Below are 20,161 nucleotides of genomic sequence, written 5' to 3' on the forward strand. Positions count from 1 at the left end.
ACCGGGCGAGGTATTGCCGTGCGCTCGCGAAATCGCAAAGCGCATTGCGGCTCTGGCGCCGTTGGCCGTGCAGGGCACGAAACGAGCCCTGAACCATGTGACGTCGCTTCGGGCCGACGAAGTGGTCCGGCTGGCTTTCGAACTCGAAGAGCACACCCTGACCAGCGACGACCTGCTGGAGGGTATCGCCGCGTTCAAGGAAGGCCGCGGGGCCAACTTCGTCGGACGATGAGTGCCGCATGACAACTGCGCAAATTCCAACCAGTCGCGGCGCAACCGCCGACTGGGCCAGCGCGTCTCGAACCAGGCAAGGCTCAACTGCCAATAGGTCGCAACGCGTCAACCCTGACGATCCGTTGAGCGACTGGATCATTCCCGACTGTTACGTCCCAGGGCGGGCGGACTGTCAGTAAGGAGGTAAACGATCGTAAACCAAACAGGTCTTGACAATTCCCCGGAAATTTGTTGGTCTCCTCTAATCTAGACTCCCTGAATCGGCGCCGTGGACCAGGGAATACACAAAGGATGTCAGCCATGAACCGTCGCGCATCAGTGGTTGCCTTGATCGTGGGCATTGTCGCCGGCGGCGGGGCCGTGGGGACACTAGCACCGCAGGCACACGCCAAACCCGCGCCCGAAGTGGAGTTCGTGTACAACGTGCAGGTGCGGCGGTACTACTGGTTTCCGAACAATGACGCGGTCGGCTATGGCTATGGGATCTGCGGCAAGGTCGGCGCGGGCGAGGGCTACGCCCAGGTGATGGGTGATGTGAAACACGATGTGACTCCCAACGACGAGTTCGCGGCAAATTATCTGGTCTCCTATGCCGTCGATAATTTGTGCCCTGAACACATCTGGCAGCTGCGGAACTCGGCGCAGGGATACCGCCCACCACCAGGTCAAGAGTATTTCGGTAGCCCCGGCGCCGAGTGAGCCGCCGGACGACGTCGGTCGGATCGGCCAGGACTGACAGCAAACACTGGGCGGCCCGACTCGACCGGATCAGTGTTCCAGGACTTCCGTCCTGACTTACGGCATCGTGTAGCCGCCGCTGACCGAGATGAGCTGCCCGGTCACCTGCCGAGCCGCCGTCGGTGAGCAGAACCATGCAGCGGCCCGGCCGATGTCCTCGGCGCTGGTCAGGCGGCGCAGCGGGGTGCCCTTCACCATGTAGTCGATCTGGTCCTGGTTGAACACGTTCTCCTGGCCGACGGCCCACAGACTCGATTCGCCGACCGCTTCGGGACCCTCGGGAATCACCAGGCCAGGGCAGATGACGTTGGACCTGATCCCGTGGCGGCCGTGTTCGTGCGCCACGGTGCGGGCCAGGGCTACCACCGCAGCCTTTGACGCGCCGTAGACGCCTTGACGGATCTGTCCGAACGCGGCGTCGCTGGCGATGAACGCGATCGCGCCGCCGCCGGCCTCTTTCATCGGACCGATCGCGGCCTGGGTGGCGGCGATAGCGCTGAAAAGATTGATTTCGATGGTGCGCTGCCATTTGTCACGATCGGTGTCGGTGGCGATGAAGCCGGGCACGCTCCACCCCGCGTTGTTCACCAAGACATCGATGCCGCCCCAGTTGTTTACGGCGGTCCCAATCGCGGACGCGGCTCCGCCGGGAACGGTCAAGTCATCAATCGCGAGTTCGACTTCCGGCGCGCCTTTGGCCTGCGCTTCACCGCGCACCCGCTCCGCCTGAGGCTTGTCGATATCGCTGATCACGATTCGGGCACCCTCCGCAGCGAACACGTGAACGATGCCACGCCCGATGTTGGATGCGCCTCCGGTCACCACCACCCGGGCCCCTGCCAATCCAAGGTCCATTCTCTGCTCCTCGTCCGGGCGGCTGTTGTGACCGCCGTCAAGTTAGTTTAACGTGGATTAGAAATCGTGATTCCAGGTTCCGGTAGGGAAGGGTATTTCATGGCTGTGTCGCTGGTTGACCAGCGCGAGACTGCTCGATCGTTGACCGAGCGCGGCACCCGTGTGGTGCGTACGGGTCTCAACAAGGGGCTGCCCACATGACACTTGTGCGCAGCGATGTTACCGATGGGATCGCGTGGATCACGCTCAATCGACCCGAACGGATGAACGCCATCACCGTCGCGCTGAGCGGTGAACTGGAGAAGGCGATCGTCGAGTTGGGCAACGACCCTACTATCACCGTTGTCATCATCCGGGGTGCGGAGGGAAACTTCTGCGCTGGAGGCGATTTCGATGAAGTGGAGCGGCTTCGCCCGCAAGGGCCTGATGCGCTGCGCCAACTTTTCGTGGCGTTCCGCCGCGCCTGCGAAGCCATCGCCCGGGTCGACGTCCCGGTGGTTGCGGCGGTCGAAGGCGTCGCGATGGCGGGCGGCTTCGAGCTGATGCAGGCCTGCGACATCGTGCTGGTCAGCGAGGACGCCAGGATTGCCGACAACCACATCAAGTTCGGGTGGATCCCCGGCGGTGGCAGCACTCAGCGGTTGGCTCGGCTGGTCGGCCGCCAGCAGGCGCTGGGTCTGTTGTTATCGGGCGACCGGATCTCCGGCGCGGACGCGGTGCGTCTCGGCTTGGCATATCGCGGTTTTCCGCAGCCCGACTTCGACGACGGCGTGCGGCGGTTCGCCGCCGACCTGGCTGCGCGCCGGCGCGAGGCCGTCATTTCGATCAAGCGGCTGGTGTATGGCGGCCTCGAGGTTGCATTATCCGCAGGATTGGAAGACGAAATCGATTCCGTAGTGGACCATGTCTGCGGACACGCCGGACAGAATGGGGTGGCCGCTTTTCGGCAGCGAGGAGTGAAGCGATGAGTGTTGCAGGAACCACCGCGCCAGTCGTGCTCGACGTCGCCGACGGCGTCGCTCGGCTGCGTCTGAATCGACCCGAGGCGTCGAACGGGATGAACGTCGAACTCCTCAGGGCGCTGCACGAAGAGGTACTGGCGTGTCACGCAGATCCCGCGGTACGAGTGGTTCTGCTTACCGGTGAGGGCCGCAATTTCTGTGCCGGCGGTGATATCCACACCTTCGAGTCCAAGGGCTCGAGTCTCCCGGACTACCTGCGCGAGGCGACGGCGTGGCTGCAATTGGCCGCTGCTGCATTGATTCAGCTTCGGGCGCCGGTGGTGACCGCGGTGCAGGGTTTCGCCGCCGGCGGCGGCGGGCTGGGATTGGTGTGCGCATCCGACATCGTCGTCGCGGCGCGATCGGCGAAGTTCTTCTCGGGTGCGGTCCGGGTCGGCATGGCGCCGGACGGCGGCTCGTCGGTCACGCTGGCCCAGCTGGTCGGTCTGCGTCACGCGCTGCGAATTCTGTTGACCAACCCGACGTTGACGGCCACCGAGGCGCTTGAGATCGGGTTGATCACCGAGGTAGTCGACGATGATGAGTTGCCAAGCCGTGCAGAACAACTGGCGACTGAACTGGCAGCGATGCCGGCCAAGGCACTGTCGGCCACGAAACGACTGGTGTGGAGCGGAATAGGTTCATCGGTCGAGCAGCGTTTGGCCGAAGAGGCGCGCACCGTCTCGGAGCTGTCCGGGACCGCCGACGCGCTGGAAGGCCTACGGGCTGTCATCGAACGCCGCAAACCGAAATTCACCGGCCAATGAGCGACGACTGTGTTGTGGTCGAAGACCGCGGTGCGGTACGGGTTGTCACGCTGAACCGGCCCGAGAGGCGAAACGCGATCGACATCCCGGTTCGGCTCGAGCTTGCCAAAGTGCTGGAGGCTGCGGACGCGGACAGCTCGATCCGGGCCATCGTGCTGACGGGTGCGGGCCCGGCATTCTGCTCGGGCGGTGACATCGCCTCGATGAAGCCGATGGCGCTGGAGCCGGCCTTGGAGCGGGTACAGCTGGCGCAGAAGGTAATTCGCGCGATATGGAACACGCCCAAGCCCGTCGTCGCCGCGGTGGAGGGTTCTGCCTACGGCGCGGGCGTCGCGCTTGCCGCGGCGTGCGACCGTGTCGTCGCCGCCAGGAATGCGCGTTTCGCGACGACGTTCACCAGTGTCGGACTGGCGGGCGACATGGGAATATTCGCCTCACTGCCGACGCGGGTCGGTATCGCCCGCGCCCGCCAGATGCTGATGATGCCGAGCCCTATCGACGCGCCCGCAGCATTGGAGATGGGCCTCGCCGATGCGCTCGCTGAGCCGGGAACGGCGTTAGAGGTTGCGCTGGCCGATGCCGCGCGACTGGCCGCCGGTCCTACACGGGCCTACGGGGCGATCAAATCGTTGCTCTCCGTGGCTACCTCACTCAGCCCATTGGAGATCCTCGACCGCGAGGCTGACAACCAGGCACGGCTGTTCGGTAGTGATGACTTCGCCGAGGGCGTCGAGGCGTTTCGCGCAAAGCGGCGTCCGGAGTTCGGTGCGGTACGACAATGACCCCGAAGCTTTGCACCGACATTATCGCGCAACGTATTTCGCGCGAATTGTCCCGAGAGGAGCCATAACAGTGACGTCACTGATCGAATCGACCGCCGACGCCGGCAGTCGCTACGAGCGATTGATCAAACACGACAAGGTGCACGGGTCGCTCTACACCGACCCGGATATCTTCGCCGAGGAACTACGCAAGATCTGGTATCGCACTTGGGTTTTCGTCGGTCATGAAAGCGAAGTGCCCCAACCGGGCGATTATATGCGGAAGCGGCTGGGGCTACAGGACGTCATCATGACCCGAGACCGGGACGGGCAGCTACACTTGCTGCTCAACCGCTGCGCGCACCGCGGCAATCAGGTCTGCGCCGATGCGAAAGGTAACTCGTCGACTTTCCGCTGCCCCTACCACGGGTGGACGTATCGCAACACCGGCGAGCTCGTTGGCTTCCCGTTCTTCAAGGGCTACGGCCAGCGGGAGCTGGACCTGCGACTGGGGCGGGTACCGCGCATGGACACCCACCGTGGCTTTGTATTCGGCAGTTTTGCCACCGACGGACCCAGCCTTGCTGAGCATCTCGGCGCTGCCGCCGGCGAGATCGACCGGCTGGCCACGCTGTCGCCGGAAGGTGAAGTCGAGCTCACCGCCGGCTGGCTGCAGCATCAGACACGCGCGAACTGGAAACTGCTGGCGGAGAATGAAACCGATGGGTATCACCCGCAGTTCGTGCACGGCTCAATATTCGGTGTCACCGGCAGTCCTATCGGTGCTCTGTACAGTGATTCCTCGATCGCGGTGACCCGGGACTTAGGCAAAGGTCACAGCGAAAACGACCTGCGCCCGGAGTTCCGGAAGTTTGCCGAGCCGATGCGCTGGTTCGGCACCACCGAGGACCGGGTACCCGACTATGTCGCGGCGATAAGAAAACGCTACGGTGCCGAGGCCGAGCAGATCCTCGTTGAGGGCGGCCCCCACGTGATGATATTCCCGAACTTGTTCATCGCCGAGATCCAGGTATTCAACATCCAACCGATGGCGGTCGGCGAGTGCGTTCAGTACTCCACGGCCGTCCAGCTGGTCGGCGCAGCGGAGTTGAATAAGCGGATGGTGTCGCAGTGCATGGGCTCGGTGGGACCGGCCGGCATGTTGCTGGCCGATGACACCGAGATGTATGAGCGTAACCAGCTCGGCCTCGAGGCCCTGACGCCCGAGTGGCTGGACGTGCGTCGCGGCCTCAATAGGGAACGCCTCGACGAGAACGGTTTCACCATCGGCGGCGCCACCGATGAGACCGGGATGCGCGGTTTTTGGTCGCACTACAAGATGCTGATGGAGGCGCAAACGTGACGAGCATGCTGAACAACGCCACCGCGCCGGGTCCGGTGCCCGACGGTTTCGATCGCTGGGAGGTGGAGCAGTTCCTCTACCGCGAAGCGCGCCATGCCGACGAATCCGACTACGACGCCTGGGAGGCTTTGTGGACCGATGACGCGCTCTACTGGGTCCCCACGGCCTCAACCAATGACCCATCGCGCGAGATGTCGGTGATCTACGACAACCGCAGCCGCATCGCCACCCGGCTCAAGCAGATCCGCACTGGAAAACGCTACGCGCAGTCGCCGCCGTCCAACCTACGGCGGTTGCTATCCAACATCGAATTCCTCGGCGGCCGGGCCAATTCCAACGGTGGAGTCGACCTTGAGGTAGGCGCGAACTTCATGGTGCTGGAATCCCGCGCGCGCGGCACCCACCTGTGGGGCGGCCGAGTGACCTACCGGGTGCGTCGTCAGGACGGTGAGTTGCGCTTGGCGTACAAGAAGGTCGTCTTGGTGGACAATGACCGGCCGATTCCCACGCTCGGCTTCCTGATCTGAGCCCGCGATGACCATTGAATTCGGTGACGCTGATTCTGTGGACGTGCCGAGCGTGGGCCCGGTAATCGGCAATGAATTCGCCCAAGTCTCAGTGAATTTCGATACCTCAGCCAATACTCCACGGCTACGTTTGGAGGACCTGCGGTCCGGTCGGGTGCGCTACCTCGATGCGCTGGAGCTGGAAACGATTATCTGGCTGCCTGAGGAGCGTTTGACCGCGCTGATGGATCCGTCCGCCGGACGCTGGCGGGGCGACGCGTGAAGCGGGCGGCGATCGTCTGCCCGCTTCGCACTGCCGTCGGGGCGTTCGGCGGCAGTCTGCGTCCGCTGCGCGCCGAGGATCTCGCTGCGCGGGTCATCGAGGCCGTGGTCGAGCGCAGCGCTGTCGATCCGGGTGCCATCGAGGACGTCGTCTTCGCACAGTCCTACGCCAATTCCGAGGCGCCGTGCATTGGACGGTGGGCCGCGCTGCACGCCAACCTGCCGATCAGCGTGCCCGGACTGCAGATCGACCGCCGCTGCGGCGGCGGACTACAGGCCGTCCTCACCGCGGCGATGATGGTGCAAACCGGTGCCGCGGACGTCGTGCTGGCCGGCGGTGTCGAATCGATGAGCAATATCGAGCACTACACCACCACTGCTCGGTGGGGCTCGCGGTCCGGCAACCAGATGCTCTATGACCGGCTTGATCGCGGCCGCGAATTATCGCAGCCGATCTGGCGGTTCGGCGCGATCAGCGGCATGATCGAGACCGCTGAGAACCTGGCCACCGATTACGGTGTCGACCGCGAGGCCGCCGACAGCTTTGCCGCGCGCAGCCACCAGCGCGCCGCTGCGGCCCAGCGGGCGGGCCGGTTCGACGACGAGATAGTCGCCATCGAGGTGCCGCAGCGCAAAGCTGAGCCGGTGGTGTTCGACCGCGACGAGGGCATCCGTCCGGACACCACCCCGGAGACGTTGAGCCGGCTGCGCCCGGTCATGGCGGACGGCACGGTTACGGCCGGCAACTCCAGTCAGCAGAACGACGCCGCGGCGGCTTGCCTGGTGGTAGCCGAGGACCGGCTCGATGATCTCGGCCTGGAACCGCTCGGCTACCTCGAGGGCTGGGCGGCGGTTGGCTGCGAGCCGTCGCGGATGGGCATCGGGCCCGTCGGCGCAGTGGAAAAGCTCTTCCGGAGAACGGGTTTGGGGTTGGACGACCTGGCGCTGATCGAGCTCAACGAGGCGTTCGCGGTGCAGGTGCTGGCCGTGCTGGCCGGTTGGGGCGTCAAGCTCGACGACGTCGAGGACCGGCTGAACGTCAACGGTTCCGGCATCTCACTGGGACATCCGATCGGCGCCACCGGGGTGCGGATCCTGGCAACGATGCTGTATGAGCTGCGTCGGCGGGGCGGCGGCCTGGCGCTGGAGACGATGTGTATCGGCGGCGGTCAAGGCATCGCCGCGATATTCCGCGGCGCCCCGTCATGACACGGTTGCTCGGCTATGCCGGCTACCTGCCCCGCTACCGGCTGGCCGGTGTCGACATCGGGTTGCGCCGGGGTGATCGGGTCGTCGCCGCGTTCGACGAGGACGCCACCACCATGGCGGTCGCCGCCGCCGCCGATATACCTGGTGTCCGCGCCGCGGGCGCGCTGTATTTCGCCACCAGCACGCCGGCCTACGCCGACAAGACAAACGCCACCGCAATTCACGCCGCGCTCGGTCTGCCCGCCGATTGCCTCGCGGTCGACTTCTGTGGTTCGGGCCGCAGCGGGTTTGCCGCGCTTCTCGCCGCGGCGAACACCGGTGGCCTCGCGGTCAGCGCCGACGTCCGGGTGGGCCGGCCCGGATCGGCCGACGAGAAGCTCGGCGGCGACGGCGGGGCCGCCCTACTGTTCGGCGATGCGGGTCCCGCTATCGCCGAGGTGATCGCCACGACGTCGCTCACGGCGGAATTCCTGGACCGTTGGCGCGCAACGACTTCGGTGACCGGAGAGCAGTGGGAGGAACGGTTCGGCGCCGAGCGGTATGCAGCACTCATCCGGACGGCGGTGGAGCGCGTGCTCGACACCGCCGGGCTGGCCGGTGCCGACCACGTGGTCCTCACCTGCCCGAACAGCGGGATCGTCAAGCGAGCGGCAACCTTGGTGAAGGGGGAGAAGTCGGTGGTCACCTCACCCATCGGCTTCTCGGGCGCCTGCGACGCCGCACTCGCACTGTGCAGTGTGCTGGATATCGCCGATGCGGGGGAGACCGTCCTGGTGGTGTCGGCGGTCGATGGCTGTGACGCGATGCTCCTGCGGACCACCACTGCGCTGCCGAAGGCGCGTCAACCGCGGCCGGTCACTGCGCAACGGGCCGGCGGCTTGCCCGTCGCCCACCTGACGTACCTCTCCTGGCGCGGGCTGGTCGAGCTGGAACCGCCGCGTCGCCCCGAACCGGACCGGGCGTCGGGGCCGGCCGCCGGGCGATCCACGCCATGGAAATTCGGCCTCTGCGGTTCACGCTGTGACGCTTGCGGTTTCGTTCACTTGCCACCGGCGAGGGTGTGCAAGGGCTGTGGCGCAACCGACCGGATGAGCGTCATACCGGTCGCGGGCTTGCGCGGCACCGTCGCCACCTACACCGTTGATCACCTGGCGTACTCACCATCACCGCCGGTCGTGCAAGCCGTCGTCGACGTGACCGGCGGGGGGCGATTCACCTGCGAAGTGGCCGACGCCGAACCCGAACGAATCCAGGTCGGCTCGGCCGTGGGCTTCACCTTTCGGCGCCTGTTCACTGCGGGCCATGTGCACAACTACTTCTGGAAGGCTCGATTGGACGGGAAACGCGATGGCTAGCAAGGGAATAGCGGGCAAGGTCGCGGTGGTGGCCATGGGCTGCTCGCGGTTCGGCGAGCGGTGGGACAGTTCTGCCGACGACTTGCTGGTGGAGGCGGTCACCGAGTGTATGACGTCGGTCCCGAAGCTGGACAGGGACCACATCGATGCTTACTGGCTGGGCACCCTGAGTTCGGGAATGTCGGGATTGACCCTGAGCCGGCCGCTGGGCATCGGGGACAAGCCGGTCACTCGGGTGGAAAACATGTGCGCCAGTGGATCCGAAGCGTTCCGCAACGCGTGTTACGCGGTCGCCAGCGGTGCCTACGACGTCGCGATGGCGGTCGGGGTGGAGAAGCTGAAAGATTCGGGATTTTCGGGGCTGCTGCGTCAGGACCCGCCCGGCGATGGCACCGCGCCCGAACTGTCAATGACCGCGCCCGCCGCCTTCTCCCTGCTCGACCCGGCCTACTGCGCGAAATACGGCGTCCACGCTGAGCAGATGCGTGACGCAATGACACACGTGGCATGGAAAAACCATGCCAACGGTGCTCATAACCCTAAAGCGCAGTTCCGGTCTCCCGTCGCCAAGGAGACGATCGACAAGGCGCCCAAGGTGGCCGGACGGCTCGGCGTGTTCGACTGCTCCGGGGTGTCCGACGGTGCCGCATGCGCGATCATCGTGCCCGCCGAGCACGCGCGTGACTACACCGAAACGCCGATGTACGTGCGAGCGCTGTCGCTGGTCGCGGGCTCGGGGCGCGGCGCGATGGACCCGAGCTACGACTACACGAGCTTTCCCGAAGTTGTGCGCTCCGCCCGGGATGCCTACCAGCAGGCGGGAATCGACGATCCCCGTACCGCCTTCTCCCTGGCCGAGGTGCACGACTGCTTCACCCCCACCGAGATCGTCCTGATGGAAGACCTCGGCTTCAGCGATCCCGGTCAGTCCTGGAAAGACGTGTTGGCCGGTGATTTCGATGCCGACGGACGATTGCCAATCAACCCGGACGGGGGCTTGAAGTCGTTCGGGCACCCGGTGGGCGCCAGCGGGCTGCGGATGCTCTACGAAGCCTGGCTGCAGTTCCGCGGCGAGGCCGGCCAGCGGCAACTGCCCGACCCGCGCACCGCGCTCACCCACAACCTCGGCGGCCGGCCCGGCAGTTGTGTCTCATTCGTATCGGTAGTGGGCCGCGAGGCCGGTCGCTAAGGCAGTGCCTATGGCGTCACGGCGCCGTTGTGAGGGGGATGGCGCATCAAGCTCAACTGGGGGGGACCGAGGTGAACCGGCCAGCATCGAGCGCGTCGAGCAGCTGAGCGACGATCCACTCCAGAGCGGCCTTGTCGGGAGGTAGGGTCGCCTGCTCGTAGCCGACGAGCAGGTAGACCGCCCAGTCGGCGAACAGCTGGGCCTGCCGTTCATCGTGCAAGATCTCCAACGCGGACTCGCGCAGGATCTGGTGGCGCTCGTTGTCGACGTCGACTTGTACCGCATGCACATCGGAATCCGCGCTGCTCCAAGCCCGGATCGCGGCTTCGGCGCGATGCGGCAGATTCAAGCCGACGTCGATGATGGTGCCGATGCGCTGTCGTGGATCGGGTTCTGTTCGGATCCACTCGACCAGCCGGACGGTGTTGGCCTGGCGCCAGTGCTCCACCAGTTCTTTCGTGTACGTCGGCCAGTTGTCGAAATAGTGATAAAACGAGCCGGTGGTGACCCCGAGCCGGTTGCACACCTCGGCCAACTTGAGCCCGCCGTAACCAAGATCGGAGAGCACGGCTAGGCCCGTCTCCAAGTAGGCCACCCGCGACGCGCCGCTCACCATGCTTGGGACTCTAGCTGGTAATCGGAGCGTCAAATTCTCGCTCGTGTCCGAGATATGAACAGTGCTCGCCAGACCTGTTGCGCCAGCCGACCGCGGTGCTTGACGTCCGTCGATATTTTAATTTAGGTTAAACTGAGCCGTCAGCGCGTCAACACCAGTGGAGGAAGCAGAAGTGCCTGGAGTGCAAGACAGGGTCGTGATTGTCACCGGAGCCGGGGGAGGGTTGGGCCGCTCGTACGCAAAATTCCTTGCTGCCAACGGCGCACTCGTCGTCGTCAACGACGTTGGCGGGGCTCGAGACGGCTCCGGATCGGGCCGCAGCATGGCCGACGCGGTGGTCGAGGAGATCCGCGGTGACGGTGGCCGGGCGGTCGCCAATTACTCCAGTGTGGCCACCCGGGAAGGTGCCGAGGCGATTGTCGCGACCGCTATCGAGCAGTTCGGGGCCGTGCACGGTGTGGTCAACAACGCGGGGATCCTCCGTGATGGAGCGTTCCACAAAATGACCGACGAGAACTGGGATGCCGTGATCAACGTGCACCTTCACGGCGGCTATCAGGTTACTCGGGCGGCGTGGCCCTACCTGCGTGAGCAGAAGTTCGGGCGCGTTGTGATGGCGACCTCGACCAGCGGGATATACGGCAATTTCGGTCAGGCCAACTATGGAGCCGCCAAGCTGGGGTTGGTCGGTCTGGTCAACACGCTGGCGATCGAAGGTGCCAAGTACCAGATCACGGCGAATGCGGTCGCCCCGATGGCGGCCACCCGGATGACCGCCGATATCGCGCCCCAGGAGGTCCTGGACAAACTGGGCCCGGACCATGTCGCGCCGGCCGTCGGTTACCTGGTGTCCGAAGAGAATCAGCAATCCGGCTCGGTGTTCGTCGTCGGCGGCGGTCTGGTGCAGCGGGTGGCACAGTTTCAGAACGACGGTGTCACGTTCGGCGAACCGCCGAGTCTGGAGGAGATCACCAAGCGCTGGGCGGAAATCAGTGACATGTCGAACGCGAAGCTCGGCACCAATCCGGTGGGATAGCAACGCCCCCAACATGGTTCGACCGGGCCGTTGATCACCGACATCGAGGCGCGAAGAGAGGCACTGTCCCAGCGCTTCCCGGTGTGGCGAGCGCAGACGCTCGCCGGGTGGCTTGACACCTGCGCCGGCCGGTATGGCAGCCGCCCCGTCGTGCTGAGCGACGACGCGCAGCTTGGCTACTCGGAGGTGGCAGCCGAGTCCCGGCGGCTGGCCGACGGTCTTGTTGCACTCGGTGTTCGCCCCGGCGATCGGGTCGCCATGATCATGGCGAATTACCCGCAGTTCGTCACCGTGAAATTCGCGATCGCCCGGGTCGGCGCGATCGCGGTCCCGCTTAACTTCCTCTACCGGCAGGACGAACTGCGTTACGTCCTTGCCGACTCGGCATGCCGGGTAGTGGTCACCATGACGGGTTTTCGCGCCCTCGACTACCAATCGATGCTGGATGGGATCATGCCGGGCTGGGATTCATCGACGCCGAGCACACCGTGCACTGTGGTCCTGCTCGACACCGATGGCCGGGCGCGGCCGGGCCGTTTGACGGTGGCCGGCCTCGCCGCCCTCGGAGACGAGAACCGCGGCGCCAGCGCCGGTTTGGTCGTTGATTCCCACGATGCCAGCGACATGCTGTACACCTCCGGCACCACCGGTTCACCAAGGGGGGTCCTGGTCACCCACGACGCGGTGCTGCGGACGGCGTATGCATCGGCACTGACACGCGCCTACCAGGACGGCAGGCGCATACTGTTCTCCCTGCCCTGCTATCACATGTTCGGTTATATCGAAGGATTGCTGTCGATCATGTTCGTCGGCGGGGCGATCATTCCACAGACCACATTCAGCGCCGAGAGTTACTTCGCAGGTATCGAGCGCCACCGCGCCAGCGACATTCTGTGTGTTCCCACAATGGCTGTCGCGATGATCGAAAGTGCGGCCCGTCAGCAGTACGACCTCGACTCCCTGAACGCGATTTTGTGCGGATCGGCGCCGGCGCCGATCTGGCTGTGGCAGCGGATCGAACAAGACTTCGGGGTCAGCGAGATCGTCACCGGCTACGGGATGACCGAATGCGGTGGCGCGATGACACTGACGCGGCCCGAGGATTCGCTGCGCCTGACATCCGAAACCGCCGGGAAACCGAAAATGGCCGGTGCCGCATCGGTTCCGGGCACCGACGCTCTCGTTGTCTACAAGGCGGTGGATCCGCAAACGGGCGAAGATCTGCCCAGCGGCGAGGAAGGCGAGTTGGTGTCATCGGGACCGACCGCGATGTTGAGGTACTGGAACCGGCCCGAGGAGACCGTGGCGACCCTGCGCGACGGGTGGCTCTTCTCCGGAGACCTCGGTCGGGTGCGCGCCGACGGTTATCTGCAGGTAACCGGCCGGCGAAAGGAGCTGTACAAAAGCGGCGGCGAGCTGGTGATGCCCAAGGAGATTGAGGACCTGCTGGCTGCGCATGACCAGATCAGCCAGGTCTTCGCCGTCGGTCTGGTGGACGACCGCTGGGGCGAGATCGGTTGTGTCGTAGTCGTTCCGGTAGCTGATGCGACGCTCACCGAAAACGATGTGCTCGATATGTGCCGGGCAAAGCTGGCGCGCTTCAAGGTACCCAAGCGGGTGGTGTTCTACCGAGCCGAAGATCTGCCAACCACCCCGACCGGCAAGGTTCAAAAGTACAAGCTCGTCCAGCAGCTCACATCGACAAGGCGTTGAAGACAGGACCGCTTGGCGGACCCGCAATGCCGGTTACTGCCAATCGACCAATTCGTCGGCCAGTTCGGGGGAGGCGTCAAAGATGGCCTCGGACGCCGAAGCCATATGTTCGCGCATCAGCCGCCGCGCTGAATCGCCGTCCCCATGCTGGATCGCGTCGGCGATCCTGATGTGGTCGAGGTGCAGCCGAATACGGGTCTCGGGCGTGAACAGGTTGGCCCCGCCGTGGGCAGTGCGGCTGCTATAGATGTGGCTGGCGGATTCGGCGAGCAGGTCCAGTACCGGATTCGGGCTAATCTCGCGCACCAGGGTGTGAAACTGGCTGCCCGAATCGACGTAGGCCTGACTGGACAACGGGCGCTCGCTGACCCGGGCCATCCCGCGCCGGCTTTCCTCGACCATCTCGGCGATGGCCTCTTTGCTCGCGAGGCCCTCGCCGACCAGCAGGGCTGCGCGTTCTGCGGCCAGCGGCTCGAGGTAGATAACGGCCTCGTTGACGTCGCGCATAGTGGCGTGCCGGACCTGCAGGTGCATTGTCATCGTCTCGCCAAAGCGTTGCGGGGCCGAGGATCCCACGATGGGACCTCCGCCGTTGCCGCGGCGGATCTCGACGATGCCTTGCAGTTCTAGGAGCCGCAGGGCCTCGCGGATCGATGCTCGGCCGACGCCGAACTGGGTCGCCATCGCCTGTTCGGTGGGCAACGGGCTGCCCGTCGACAAGTTGTCGATGGCGATGCGCCGCACGATCGCCTGAGCGACGCCAAGCGAAATCTTGCCGCGCCGGATCCGGTCGACGATTTCGTGGCTGGCCGTGGCGCGGGTGGCCGGGTGCATATGCCTCATCTTCCTCGGTGGTGGCCGTCGATGGCGGGCATGCTCTACGTGCCTTGACTTTTTGTCGACCCGCCACGTACGTTGACCTCAAATAGTCGAACATTAGGATACTCCGGGAGTGTAGTGGCTTCGTTGTCCGGGCGCGTTGCGTTCATCACCGGAGCCGCGCGGGGGCAGGGCCGCGCTCACGCAGTGCGACTGGCCGCTGACGGCGCCGACATCATCGCGGTCGATATCTGTGCCAACATCGACACCATCCCCTACGACATGGGTAGTCGCGAAGAACTCGATGAGACGTGTCGCCTAGTGGAGAAGGAGGGGCGCCGCGCCAGCGCCCAGGTCGCTGACGTGCGCGACATCGAGCAACTGCGCCGGGCCTTTCGCGATGGCACGACCGCGCTGGGTGTGGCGCAGGCCGACATTGTGGTGGCCAATGCCGGCGGATGCGCTTACCCATCGGAGGTCGACGAGGTTCGCGCCTTTCGCGACGCACTGGACGTCATGCTGGTCGGAGTCTGGAACACCGTGAAGGTCACCACGCCCGCGCTGGTCGTGGCCGGACGTGGCGGGTCGGTCGTGATGACCAGTTCGACCGCGGCAGTCAAGGGATTCACCGGCGGGTGGGGCGGGTTGGACGGCTACACCGCGGCGAAGGCCGGAATCCTAGGCCTTATGCGGGTTTTCGCAAACCTCCTGGGGCGCCAGAACATCCGGGTCAACGCCATCCTGCCCACCGGCGTCAACTCGGGCATGGTGCAAAACGCCGCTTTCGAGAACTGGATCGGCGAAGCGGCGGCGAACCCGATCAGCAATCTCAGCAACGTGCTGCCCGGCGTTACGCTTATCGAACCCAGTGACGTCGCCGACGCGCTCGCCTGGCTGGTCTCGGATCAGGCGCGCCACGTGACCGGTGTATGCCTGCCGGTCGACGCTGGATTCTGCAACGCATGAGCGGAGAAGCGAAGTCGACTCCCGGCCCACGGGACCGCGGCCCCGAACGCCCCGACGACGACGATCACGACCTCTTGACCTACGGCGAGGCCGGGGCACGGCTCCACCAGGAGATCGAGTTGCAACAACAGCACCTGGCCCGGTTGCGGGCCGACGGTGCCCCTGGGGTCGAGGAAGCCCAGAAGCGTCTGAAACTGCTGCTCGACACCGCCGAACGCAACGCTCGTCAGCCCATCAACGACGCGAACTTCGAGCGGTTCTTCGGCTATCGCGGCACGGCTCGACGCAACACCTGACCGCGGTCGAATCGAGTGGCGGCGTGAGTTGACCGAATACTAAATATAGGTATATTTGTAGTATTGCCGATCACATGTGGGGCTAGCCCGCATGATTGGAGGACCACGATGCCTCTGCAGGATCACCATCAGATCATCTCCGTGGATGACCACCTCGTGGAGCACCCGCGAGTGTGGCTCGACCGGTTGCCGCGCGGCCTGCACGATGTGGCTCCCCAGATCAAAGAAGTCAACGGGTCCCAGTTGTGGCACTACAACGGCGACGCGTATCCGACGCTGGGCCTCAATGCCGTGGCGGGGAAGCCGCGTGAGGAATGGGGCGTCGATCCGCTGCGCTACGAGGACATGATCCCGGGATGCTATGACCCGGTGGCGCGGGTCAAGGATATGGACGTCGATGGCGTGCAGGCCGCCCTGTGCTTCCCGTCGTTCCCGGGGTTCGCCGGCAGCACCTTCTTCCGCGCCACGGACCGTGATCTCGCGGTGCTGTGTGTCCAGGCATGGAACGACTTCTACATCGAGGAGTGGTGCGCTACGGCTCCCGACCGCTACATTCCGATGGGCATCGTCCCGTTCTGGGACATCGATCTGGCGGTCAAGGAGACCGAACGTCTTGCGTCGATGGGTGCCCGGACCATCTCCTTCCCGGACACGCCGGTGCCCTTCGGTTTGCCGTCCTTCCACACCGATCACTGGGACCCGTTGTGGCAGCTGTGCTCCGATGCCGATATCCCGTTGTCACTGCACTTCGGGGCCGGGGGCTATGTGCCCGGATTCTCCTTTTCTGGTGCTCCGTTCGTCGCGAGTACGCTGCAAAGCAACGCCGTACCCTTTGCAGTGGCGATCGCTATTTTCGCGACCAATTCCTGGTGGACCACCGTCGATCTGTTGTTCTCTGGCAAGTTGCAGCAGTTCCCGAACCTGAAGTTCTCCCTGGCTGAGGGAGGCATCGGGTGGGTGCCCTATATGTTGGAGCGCATCGACTTCACTTGGGAACGTCACCGCTACTACCAGGACATCGACTTCGAAACCCGCCCATCAGAATTGTTCTACAGGCAATTCTGGACCTGCTTCATCGACGACGAGCACGGTCTGATCAATCGCGACAAGGTAGGTGTTGACCACATGATGCTTGAAAGCGACTTTCCGCATTCAGACTCCAACTGGCCCAACACCCGCAAGCGTGCGGCCGAGGTGCTGGCCAAGGTTCCCGATGACGAGGTGGCCAGGATCGCCGAAACCAACGCTCGCGAGCTGCTGCGCTTTCCGCGCACAGCCTGATTACCACCCTGGCCTGTCGAGAAAGGACCGTTGCCGTGGCTGAACGCACTAGTGGTCTTTACATCAACGGAAAATGGACCGACGGAACCGGTTCCGAACAGATCTCGGTGATCAACCCGGCCACCGAGACCGTCATCGGAACGGTGCCACAAGGAACGGTCACCGACGTCCAGGAGGCGTTGCGCGCCGCACGCGCGGCGTTCGACGACGGACCGTGGCCGCGGATGTCACCTCAGGAACGCTCGGCGGTGTTGACCCGGATGGGGGAGATCATGCAGCGCCGCTATGACGAACTCGTCGAACTCAACGTCGCCGAGACCGGCGCGACCCGGATGCTTGCCCACCACCTTCAGGTCGGCATCCCGGTCTCGGTGTGGATGGACATTGCGACTCGCGTGCTGCCCAAGTACGAATTCGAAAAACCATTGGCACCCAACGTGGTTGCGGGGCTGGGCATCGGTCAGGGCATCGTCGCGCGTCAGCCGTTTGGTGTCGCGGCGCTGATCACCCCGTTCAACTTTCCGTTCCTGCTCAACGTGTTCAAGGTCGCATTCGCGCTGGCTGCCGGGTGCACCGCCGTGCTCAAACCGTCGCCCTACACGCCGTTCGAAGCGTTGGTGTTCGGCGAGATCGCCGAGGAGGCCGGCCTGCCAGTTGGTGCGCTCAATGTGGTGACCGGCGACGTGGAGGCCGGCGCCGAACTGACCCGCAGCCCCATGGTCGACATCGTCAGCTTCACCGGTTCGGATGCGGTCGGACGTAAGGTGTACACCCAGGCCGCCGACAGCCTCAAAAAGGTGGTCCTCGAACTCGGCGGTAAGTCGGCCAACATCATCTGCGAAGACGCCGATCTCCAGGCCGTGATACCGAACGTGGTGGCCAACACCGTCACCCACTGCGGGCAGGGGTGTGCGATCCTGTCGCGCACTCTGGTGCACGCGTCGCGTTACGAAGAGGTGGTGGGCGCGGTCAGCGAGGCACTGCGCCACGTCAGCATCGGCGATCCCGCGGACCCGGGCGTGATGATGGGCCCGCTGATCCGCGAGCAGCAACGCACCCGCGTCGAAGCACTGATCAGCCAGGCTGTCGCCGACGGTGCCGAAATCGCTTACGGCGGTGGTCGTCCCGCCGGACTCGAGCGCGGCTTCTTCGTCGAGCCGACCCTGTTCACGGGCGTCAGTAATGACATGCGCATCGCGCAGGAGGAAGTTTTCGGTCCGGTCAACGTCATCATCCCGTTCAGCGACGACGACGAGGCGGTGCGCATCGCCAACGACAGCGACTACGGTCTTGGCGGCGGCGTATGGTCAGCGGATACCGTGCGCGCCCTGGGGATCGCACGTCGACTGCACACCGGAGGGGTCCAGATCAACGGCGGCGGCGTGGGTCTGTCCCAACATGGACCGTTCGGCGGATACAAAAAGAGCGGACTGGGGCGGGAGTTCGGCGCGTGGGGCATGGAGGAGTACCTGCAGCACAAGACAATTGAGTGGAGCGCGCGGTAGCGGCACTGGTGGTCGAACTCTTCCGACACTCAGATGATGGCGCCGCTGATCTTGAGCTCCAGTAGCCGCTCGTCACTCATACCGTGCGCGCGCAGCAACTCATCGGTGTGCTGGCCGTGATCCGGCGCCGGGGCCAGCTCGGCTGCGTTGCCGTCGAACTGGATCGGTGCTGGAACCAGCGGTAGCCGCGCGCCATTGTCGTACTCCACCACGGTGAAAAAGCCGTTGTCCCAGGCCTGTTGGTCATTGAGAGCCTCGCGCGGTGATTGCACGACACTCCACTGACCATCTTGGTTGGACAGCGCCGACGTCCAATGAGTCAGCGGATGTTCAGCGAACAGCTCATCGAGCAATTGCACGGTCTTCTCGACGTTGGCCAGGCGGACCTCGGCTGTGGCCAGGCTGGGATCCGCCACCCAGTCGGGACGCCCGACCGCCTCGCAGAAGCCTGGCCAATACCGGTCGGCCTCGAGCATGGCAAGGAAGATAAACCGCCCGTCTGCGGTGCGGTAGACGTTGGCGAGCGGGTTGCCGGGCCGGCGCCGGTCCGCCTTGGGAAGATGGTCACGGTCGATCACGTAGCTGCCGGCGATGGTCGACTGCATGGCCCACAATCCAGCCGCCAGCAGCGACGCGTCCACCACCGATCCCTCGCCGGTGCGCTCCCGGTGAAACAGGGCAGCGGCGATCCCGCCGGCGAGGTTAAGACCGGCCTGAATGTCGCCGACGGCCGGCCCGGGCAAGTTGATGGGGTAGTCGTAGTCCTTCGGCATGGCCGCGATGGCCAGCCCCGTGCGCGCCCAATAGGAGATTCCGTCGAAGCCGCCCCGGTCCGCGTCGGCGCCGCGGACTCCATGGCCGGTCCCGCGGGCATAGATGATGTCGGGGTTGCGGGCGCGGATGTGTTCGGCGTCGATGCGCAGCCGGCTGCGGGCCGGCCCAAGGAAATTGGTCACGAAGACGTCGGCCTCATCGACAAGTGACATCAGCACCTCGTAACCTTCTGGGTGCGCGATATCAATTCCGGCGCAGCGCTTTCCGCGATTAAGAACCTCCCACAGCATGGTCACTCCGCCGTCGCCGGGTTTGACACCGAATGCCGTCAACCCCCGGATCGGATCGCCGGTCTCGGGGTGCTCGATTTTGACCACGTCGGCACCCCAGTCGGCCAGGACGCTGGCCGCTGCCGGCACGAAGCCGTACAGGGCCACCTCCAAAACCCGCACTCCCTCGAGCACTTTGGTCATTGCTTCTCTCCTTTGTGGTGGGATACGGGCTCCCATTGCGGCAGTGCGATCCCGGTTGCGGTGTGGTCGAACCGAATTCGCAGCTGCTGGCCCTCGACGAGGTCGGGATCACCGTCGAGGCGTCCCAGCAGCCGCACCTGCGGATACTGGCGCAGCTCGACCAGCACCAAGGTGTAGGGCACCCGGAATGCCGGATGCACTCCGTGGCGCACGACGGCCCATGAGTACACGGTGGCCGCAGGCTCGACCTCGCGCCAGCAGGTATCGGTCGAACCGCAGCGGGGGCACTGCGGGCGGGGCAGGTGAATGGGTTGCTGGCATTTGGAACACAATTGGATCGCCAGCGCGCCACCCTGGGCGGCTTGCCAGTAGCCACCGGTGTCGGGGTCGTCGACGACGGGCGTCAGCTCAGCAGTCATGAC

Annotated in this window: 22 protein-coding genes; 17 read left to right on the forward strand and 5 right to left on the reverse strand. The window is 64.8% G+C overall.

Going from position 1 to position 20,161, the window contains the following annotated elements; all coding sequences use genetic code 11:
• Both VNW74_RS06615 and VNW74_RS06620 read left to right on the forward strand, forming a co-directional pair.
• A partial coding sequence (locus VNW74_RS06615) for an enoyl-CoA hydratase/isomerase family protein (protein WP_414686615.1) occupies nt 1-232 on the forward strand: 232 nt, incomplete at its 5' end.
• A 302-nt stretch (nt 233-534) separates the two neighbouring features.
• Nucleotides 535-933, forward strand: coding sequence for a DUF732 domain-containing protein (locus tag VNW74_RS06620; protein WP_325675802.1), 399 nt, complete (start codon nt 535-537; stop codon nt 931-933).
• A 96-nt stretch (nt 934-1,029) separates the two neighbouring features.
• On the opposite strand, the gene VNW74_RS06625 is transcribed toward VNW74_RS06620, so the two are convergent.
• Nucleotides 1,030-1,827 (reverse strand): SDR family oxidoreductase, encoded by a 798-nt coding sequence (locus VNW74_RS06625; protein WP_325675803.1) that lies wholly within the window; start codon nt 1,825-1,827, stop codon nt 1,030-1,032.
• Between the two features lie 197 nt (nt 1,828-2,024).
• On the opposite strand from VNW74_RS06625, the gene VNW74_RS06630 reads away from it, so the two are divergent.
• The 9 genes from VNW74_RS06630 to VNW74_RS06670 all read left to right on the forward strand — a co-directional run bounded on the left by VNW74_RS06630 (nt 2,025) and on the right by VNW74_RS06670 (nt 10,260).
• Nucleotides 2,025-2,795 (forward strand): enoyl-CoA hydratase/isomerase family protein, encoded by a 771-nt coding sequence (locus VNW74_RS06630; RefSeq protein WP_325675804.1) that lies wholly within the window; start codon nt 2,025-2,027, stop codon nt 2,793-2,795.
• Complete coding sequence (locus tag VNW74_RS06635; protein WP_325675805.1) at nt 2,792-3,595, forward strand: enoyl-CoA hydratase/isomerase family protein; 804 nt, start codon at nt 2,792-2,794, stop codon at nt 3,593-3,595. The genes VNW74_RS06630 and VNW74_RS06635 overlap by 4 nt, the downstream gene beginning before the upstream one ends.
• Entirely contained in the window at nt 3,592-4,377 is a 786-nt protein-coding gene (locus VNW74_RS06640) for an enoyl-CoA hydratase/isomerase family protein (RefSeq protein WP_325675806.1), read from the forward strand. Before VNW74_RS06635 ends, VNW74_RS06640 begins: the two co-directional genes overlap by 4 nt.
• 70 nt (nt 4,378-4,447) lie before the next feature.
• Entirely contained in the window at nt 4,448-5,719 is a 1,272-nt protein-coding gene (locus VNW74_RS06645) for an aromatic ring-hydroxylating dioxygenase subunit alpha (protein WP_325675807.1), read from the forward strand.
• Between the two features lie 5 nt (nt 5,720-5,724).
• Nucleotides 5,725-6,246: an aromatic-ring-hydroxylating dioxygenase subunit beta gene (locus VNW74_RS06650; RefSeq protein ID WP_325675840.1), complete on the forward strand. Its 522-nt coding sequence runs from the start codon at nt 5,725-5,727 to the stop codon at nt 6,244-6,246.
• A 7-nt stretch (nt 6,247-6,253) separates the two neighbouring features.
• The gene (locus VNW74_RS06655) at nt 6,254-6,508 is read left to right on the forward strand and encodes a hypothetical protein (protein ID WP_325675808.1); all 255 of its coding nucleotides are present in this window, start codon (nt 6,254-6,256) and stop codon (nt 6,506-6,508) included.
• Nucleotides 6,505-7,716: an acetyl-CoA C-acetyltransferase gene (locus VNW74_RS06660; protein WP_325675809.1), complete on the forward strand. Its 1,212-nt coding sequence runs from the start codon at nt 6,505-6,507 to the stop codon at nt 7,714-7,716. Before VNW74_RS06655 ends, VNW74_RS06660 begins: the two co-directional genes overlap by 4 nt.
• Nucleotides 7,713-9,071: an OB-fold domain-containing protein gene (locus VNW74_RS06665; protein ID WP_325675810.1), complete on the forward strand. Its 1,359-nt coding sequence runs from the start codon at nt 7,713-7,715 to the stop codon at nt 9,069-9,071. Before VNW74_RS06660 ends, VNW74_RS06665 begins: the two co-directional genes overlap by 4 nt.
• The gene (locus VNW74_RS06670; protein ID WP_325675811.1) at nt 9,064-10,260 is read left to right on the forward strand and encodes an acetyl-CoA acetyltransferase; all 1,197 of its coding nucleotides are present in this window, start codon (nt 9,064-9,066) and stop codon (nt 10,258-10,260) included. The genes VNW74_RS06665 and VNW74_RS06670 overlap by 8 nt, the downstream gene beginning before the upstream one ends.
• A gap of 52 nt (nt 10,261-10,312) precedes the next feature.
• On the opposite strand, the gene VNW74_RS06675 is transcribed toward VNW74_RS06670, so the two are convergent.
• Nucleotides 10,313-10,876, reverse strand: coding sequence for a TetR/AcrR family transcriptional regulator (locus VNW74_RS06675; RefSeq protein WP_325675812.1), 564 nt, complete (start codon nt 10,874-10,876; stop codon nt 10,313-10,315).
• Nucleotides 10,877-11,048: 172 nt separating this feature from the next.
• Between VNW74_RS06675 and VNW74_RS06680 the strand changes: the two genes are divergently transcribed.
• Nucleotides 11,049-11,912 (forward strand): SDR family oxidoreductase, encoded by an 864-nt coding sequence (locus VNW74_RS06680; RefSeq protein ID WP_325675813.1) that lies wholly within the window; start codon nt 11,049-11,051, stop codon nt 11,910-11,912.
• 33 nt (nt 11,913-11,945) lie between these two features.
• Nucleotides 11,946-13,625, forward strand: a complete 1,680-nt coding sequence (locus VNW74_RS06685; protein WP_325675841.1) for a class I adenylate-forming enzyme family protein — start codon at nt 11,946-11,948, stop codon at nt 13,623-13,625.
• 33 nt (nt 13,626-13,658) lie between these two features.
• On the opposite strand, the gene VNW74_RS06690 is transcribed toward VNW74_RS06685, so the two are convergent.
• On the reverse strand, nt 13,659-14,459 hold the full coding sequence (locus VNW74_RS06690) for a FadR/GntR family transcriptional regulator (protein ID WP_325675814.1): 801 nt from the start codon (nt 14,457-14,459) through the stop codon (nt 13,659-13,661).
• Between the two features lie 123 nt (nt 14,460-14,582).
• On the opposite strand from VNW74_RS06690, the gene VNW74_RS06695 reads away from it, so the two are divergent.
• From VNW74_RS06695 to VNW74_RS06710, 4 genes are all read left to right on the forward strand, one after another.
• The gene (locus VNW74_RS06695) at nt 14,583-15,410 is read left to right on the forward strand and encodes a mycofactocin-coupled SDR family oxidoreductase (protein WP_325675815.1); all 828 of its coding nucleotides are present in this window, start codon (nt 14,583-14,585) and stop codon (nt 15,408-15,410) included.
• Nucleotides 15,407-15,706, forward strand: a complete 300-nt coding sequence (locus VNW74_RS06700; protein ID WP_325675816.1) for an acyl-CoA synthase — start codon at nt 15,407-15,409, stop codon at nt 15,704-15,706. The genes VNW74_RS06695 and VNW74_RS06700 overlap by 4 nt, the downstream gene beginning before the upstream one ends.
• A gap of 108 nt (nt 15,707-15,814) precedes the next feature.
• Nucleotides 15,815-16,987 carry an amidohydrolase family protein gene (locus tag VNW74_RS06705; RefSeq protein WP_325675817.1) on the forward strand — a complete coding sequence of 391 codons (1,173 nt, stop codon included), beginning with the start codon at nt 15,815-15,817 and terminating at the stop codon, nt 16,985-16,987.
• Nucleotides 16,988-17,022: 35 nt separating this feature from the next.
• Nucleotides 17,023-18,492: an aldehyde dehydrogenase family protein gene (locus VNW74_RS06710; RefSeq protein ID WP_325675818.1), complete on the forward strand. Its 1,470-nt coding sequence runs from the start codon at nt 17,023-17,025 to the stop codon at nt 18,490-18,492.
• 29 nt (nt 18,493-18,521) lie between these two features.
• On the opposite strand, the gene VNW74_RS06715 is transcribed toward VNW74_RS06710, so the two are convergent.
• Nucleotides 18,522-19,739 carry a CoA transferase gene (locus VNW74_RS06715; protein ID WP_325675819.1) on the reverse strand — a complete coding sequence of 406 codons (1,218 nt, stop codon included), beginning with the start codon at nt 19,737-19,739 and terminating at the stop codon, nt 18,522-18,524.
• Complete coding sequence (locus VNW74_RS06720; RefSeq protein ID WP_325675820.1) at nt 19,736-20,158, reverse strand: Zn-ribbon domain-containing OB-fold protein; 423 nt, start codon at nt 20,156-20,158, stop codon at nt 19,736-19,738. Before VNW74_RS06720 ends, VNW74_RS06715 begins: the two co-directional genes overlap by 4 nt.
• Between the last annotated feature and the right edge of the window lie 3 nt (nt 20,159-20,161).

Origin of the sequence: Mycobacterium sp., assembly GCF_035570115.1 — a bacterium.
In the GTDB taxonomy this organism is placed as follows: Bacteria; Actinomycetota; Actinomycetes; order Mycobacteriales; family Mycobacteriaceae; genus Mycobacterium.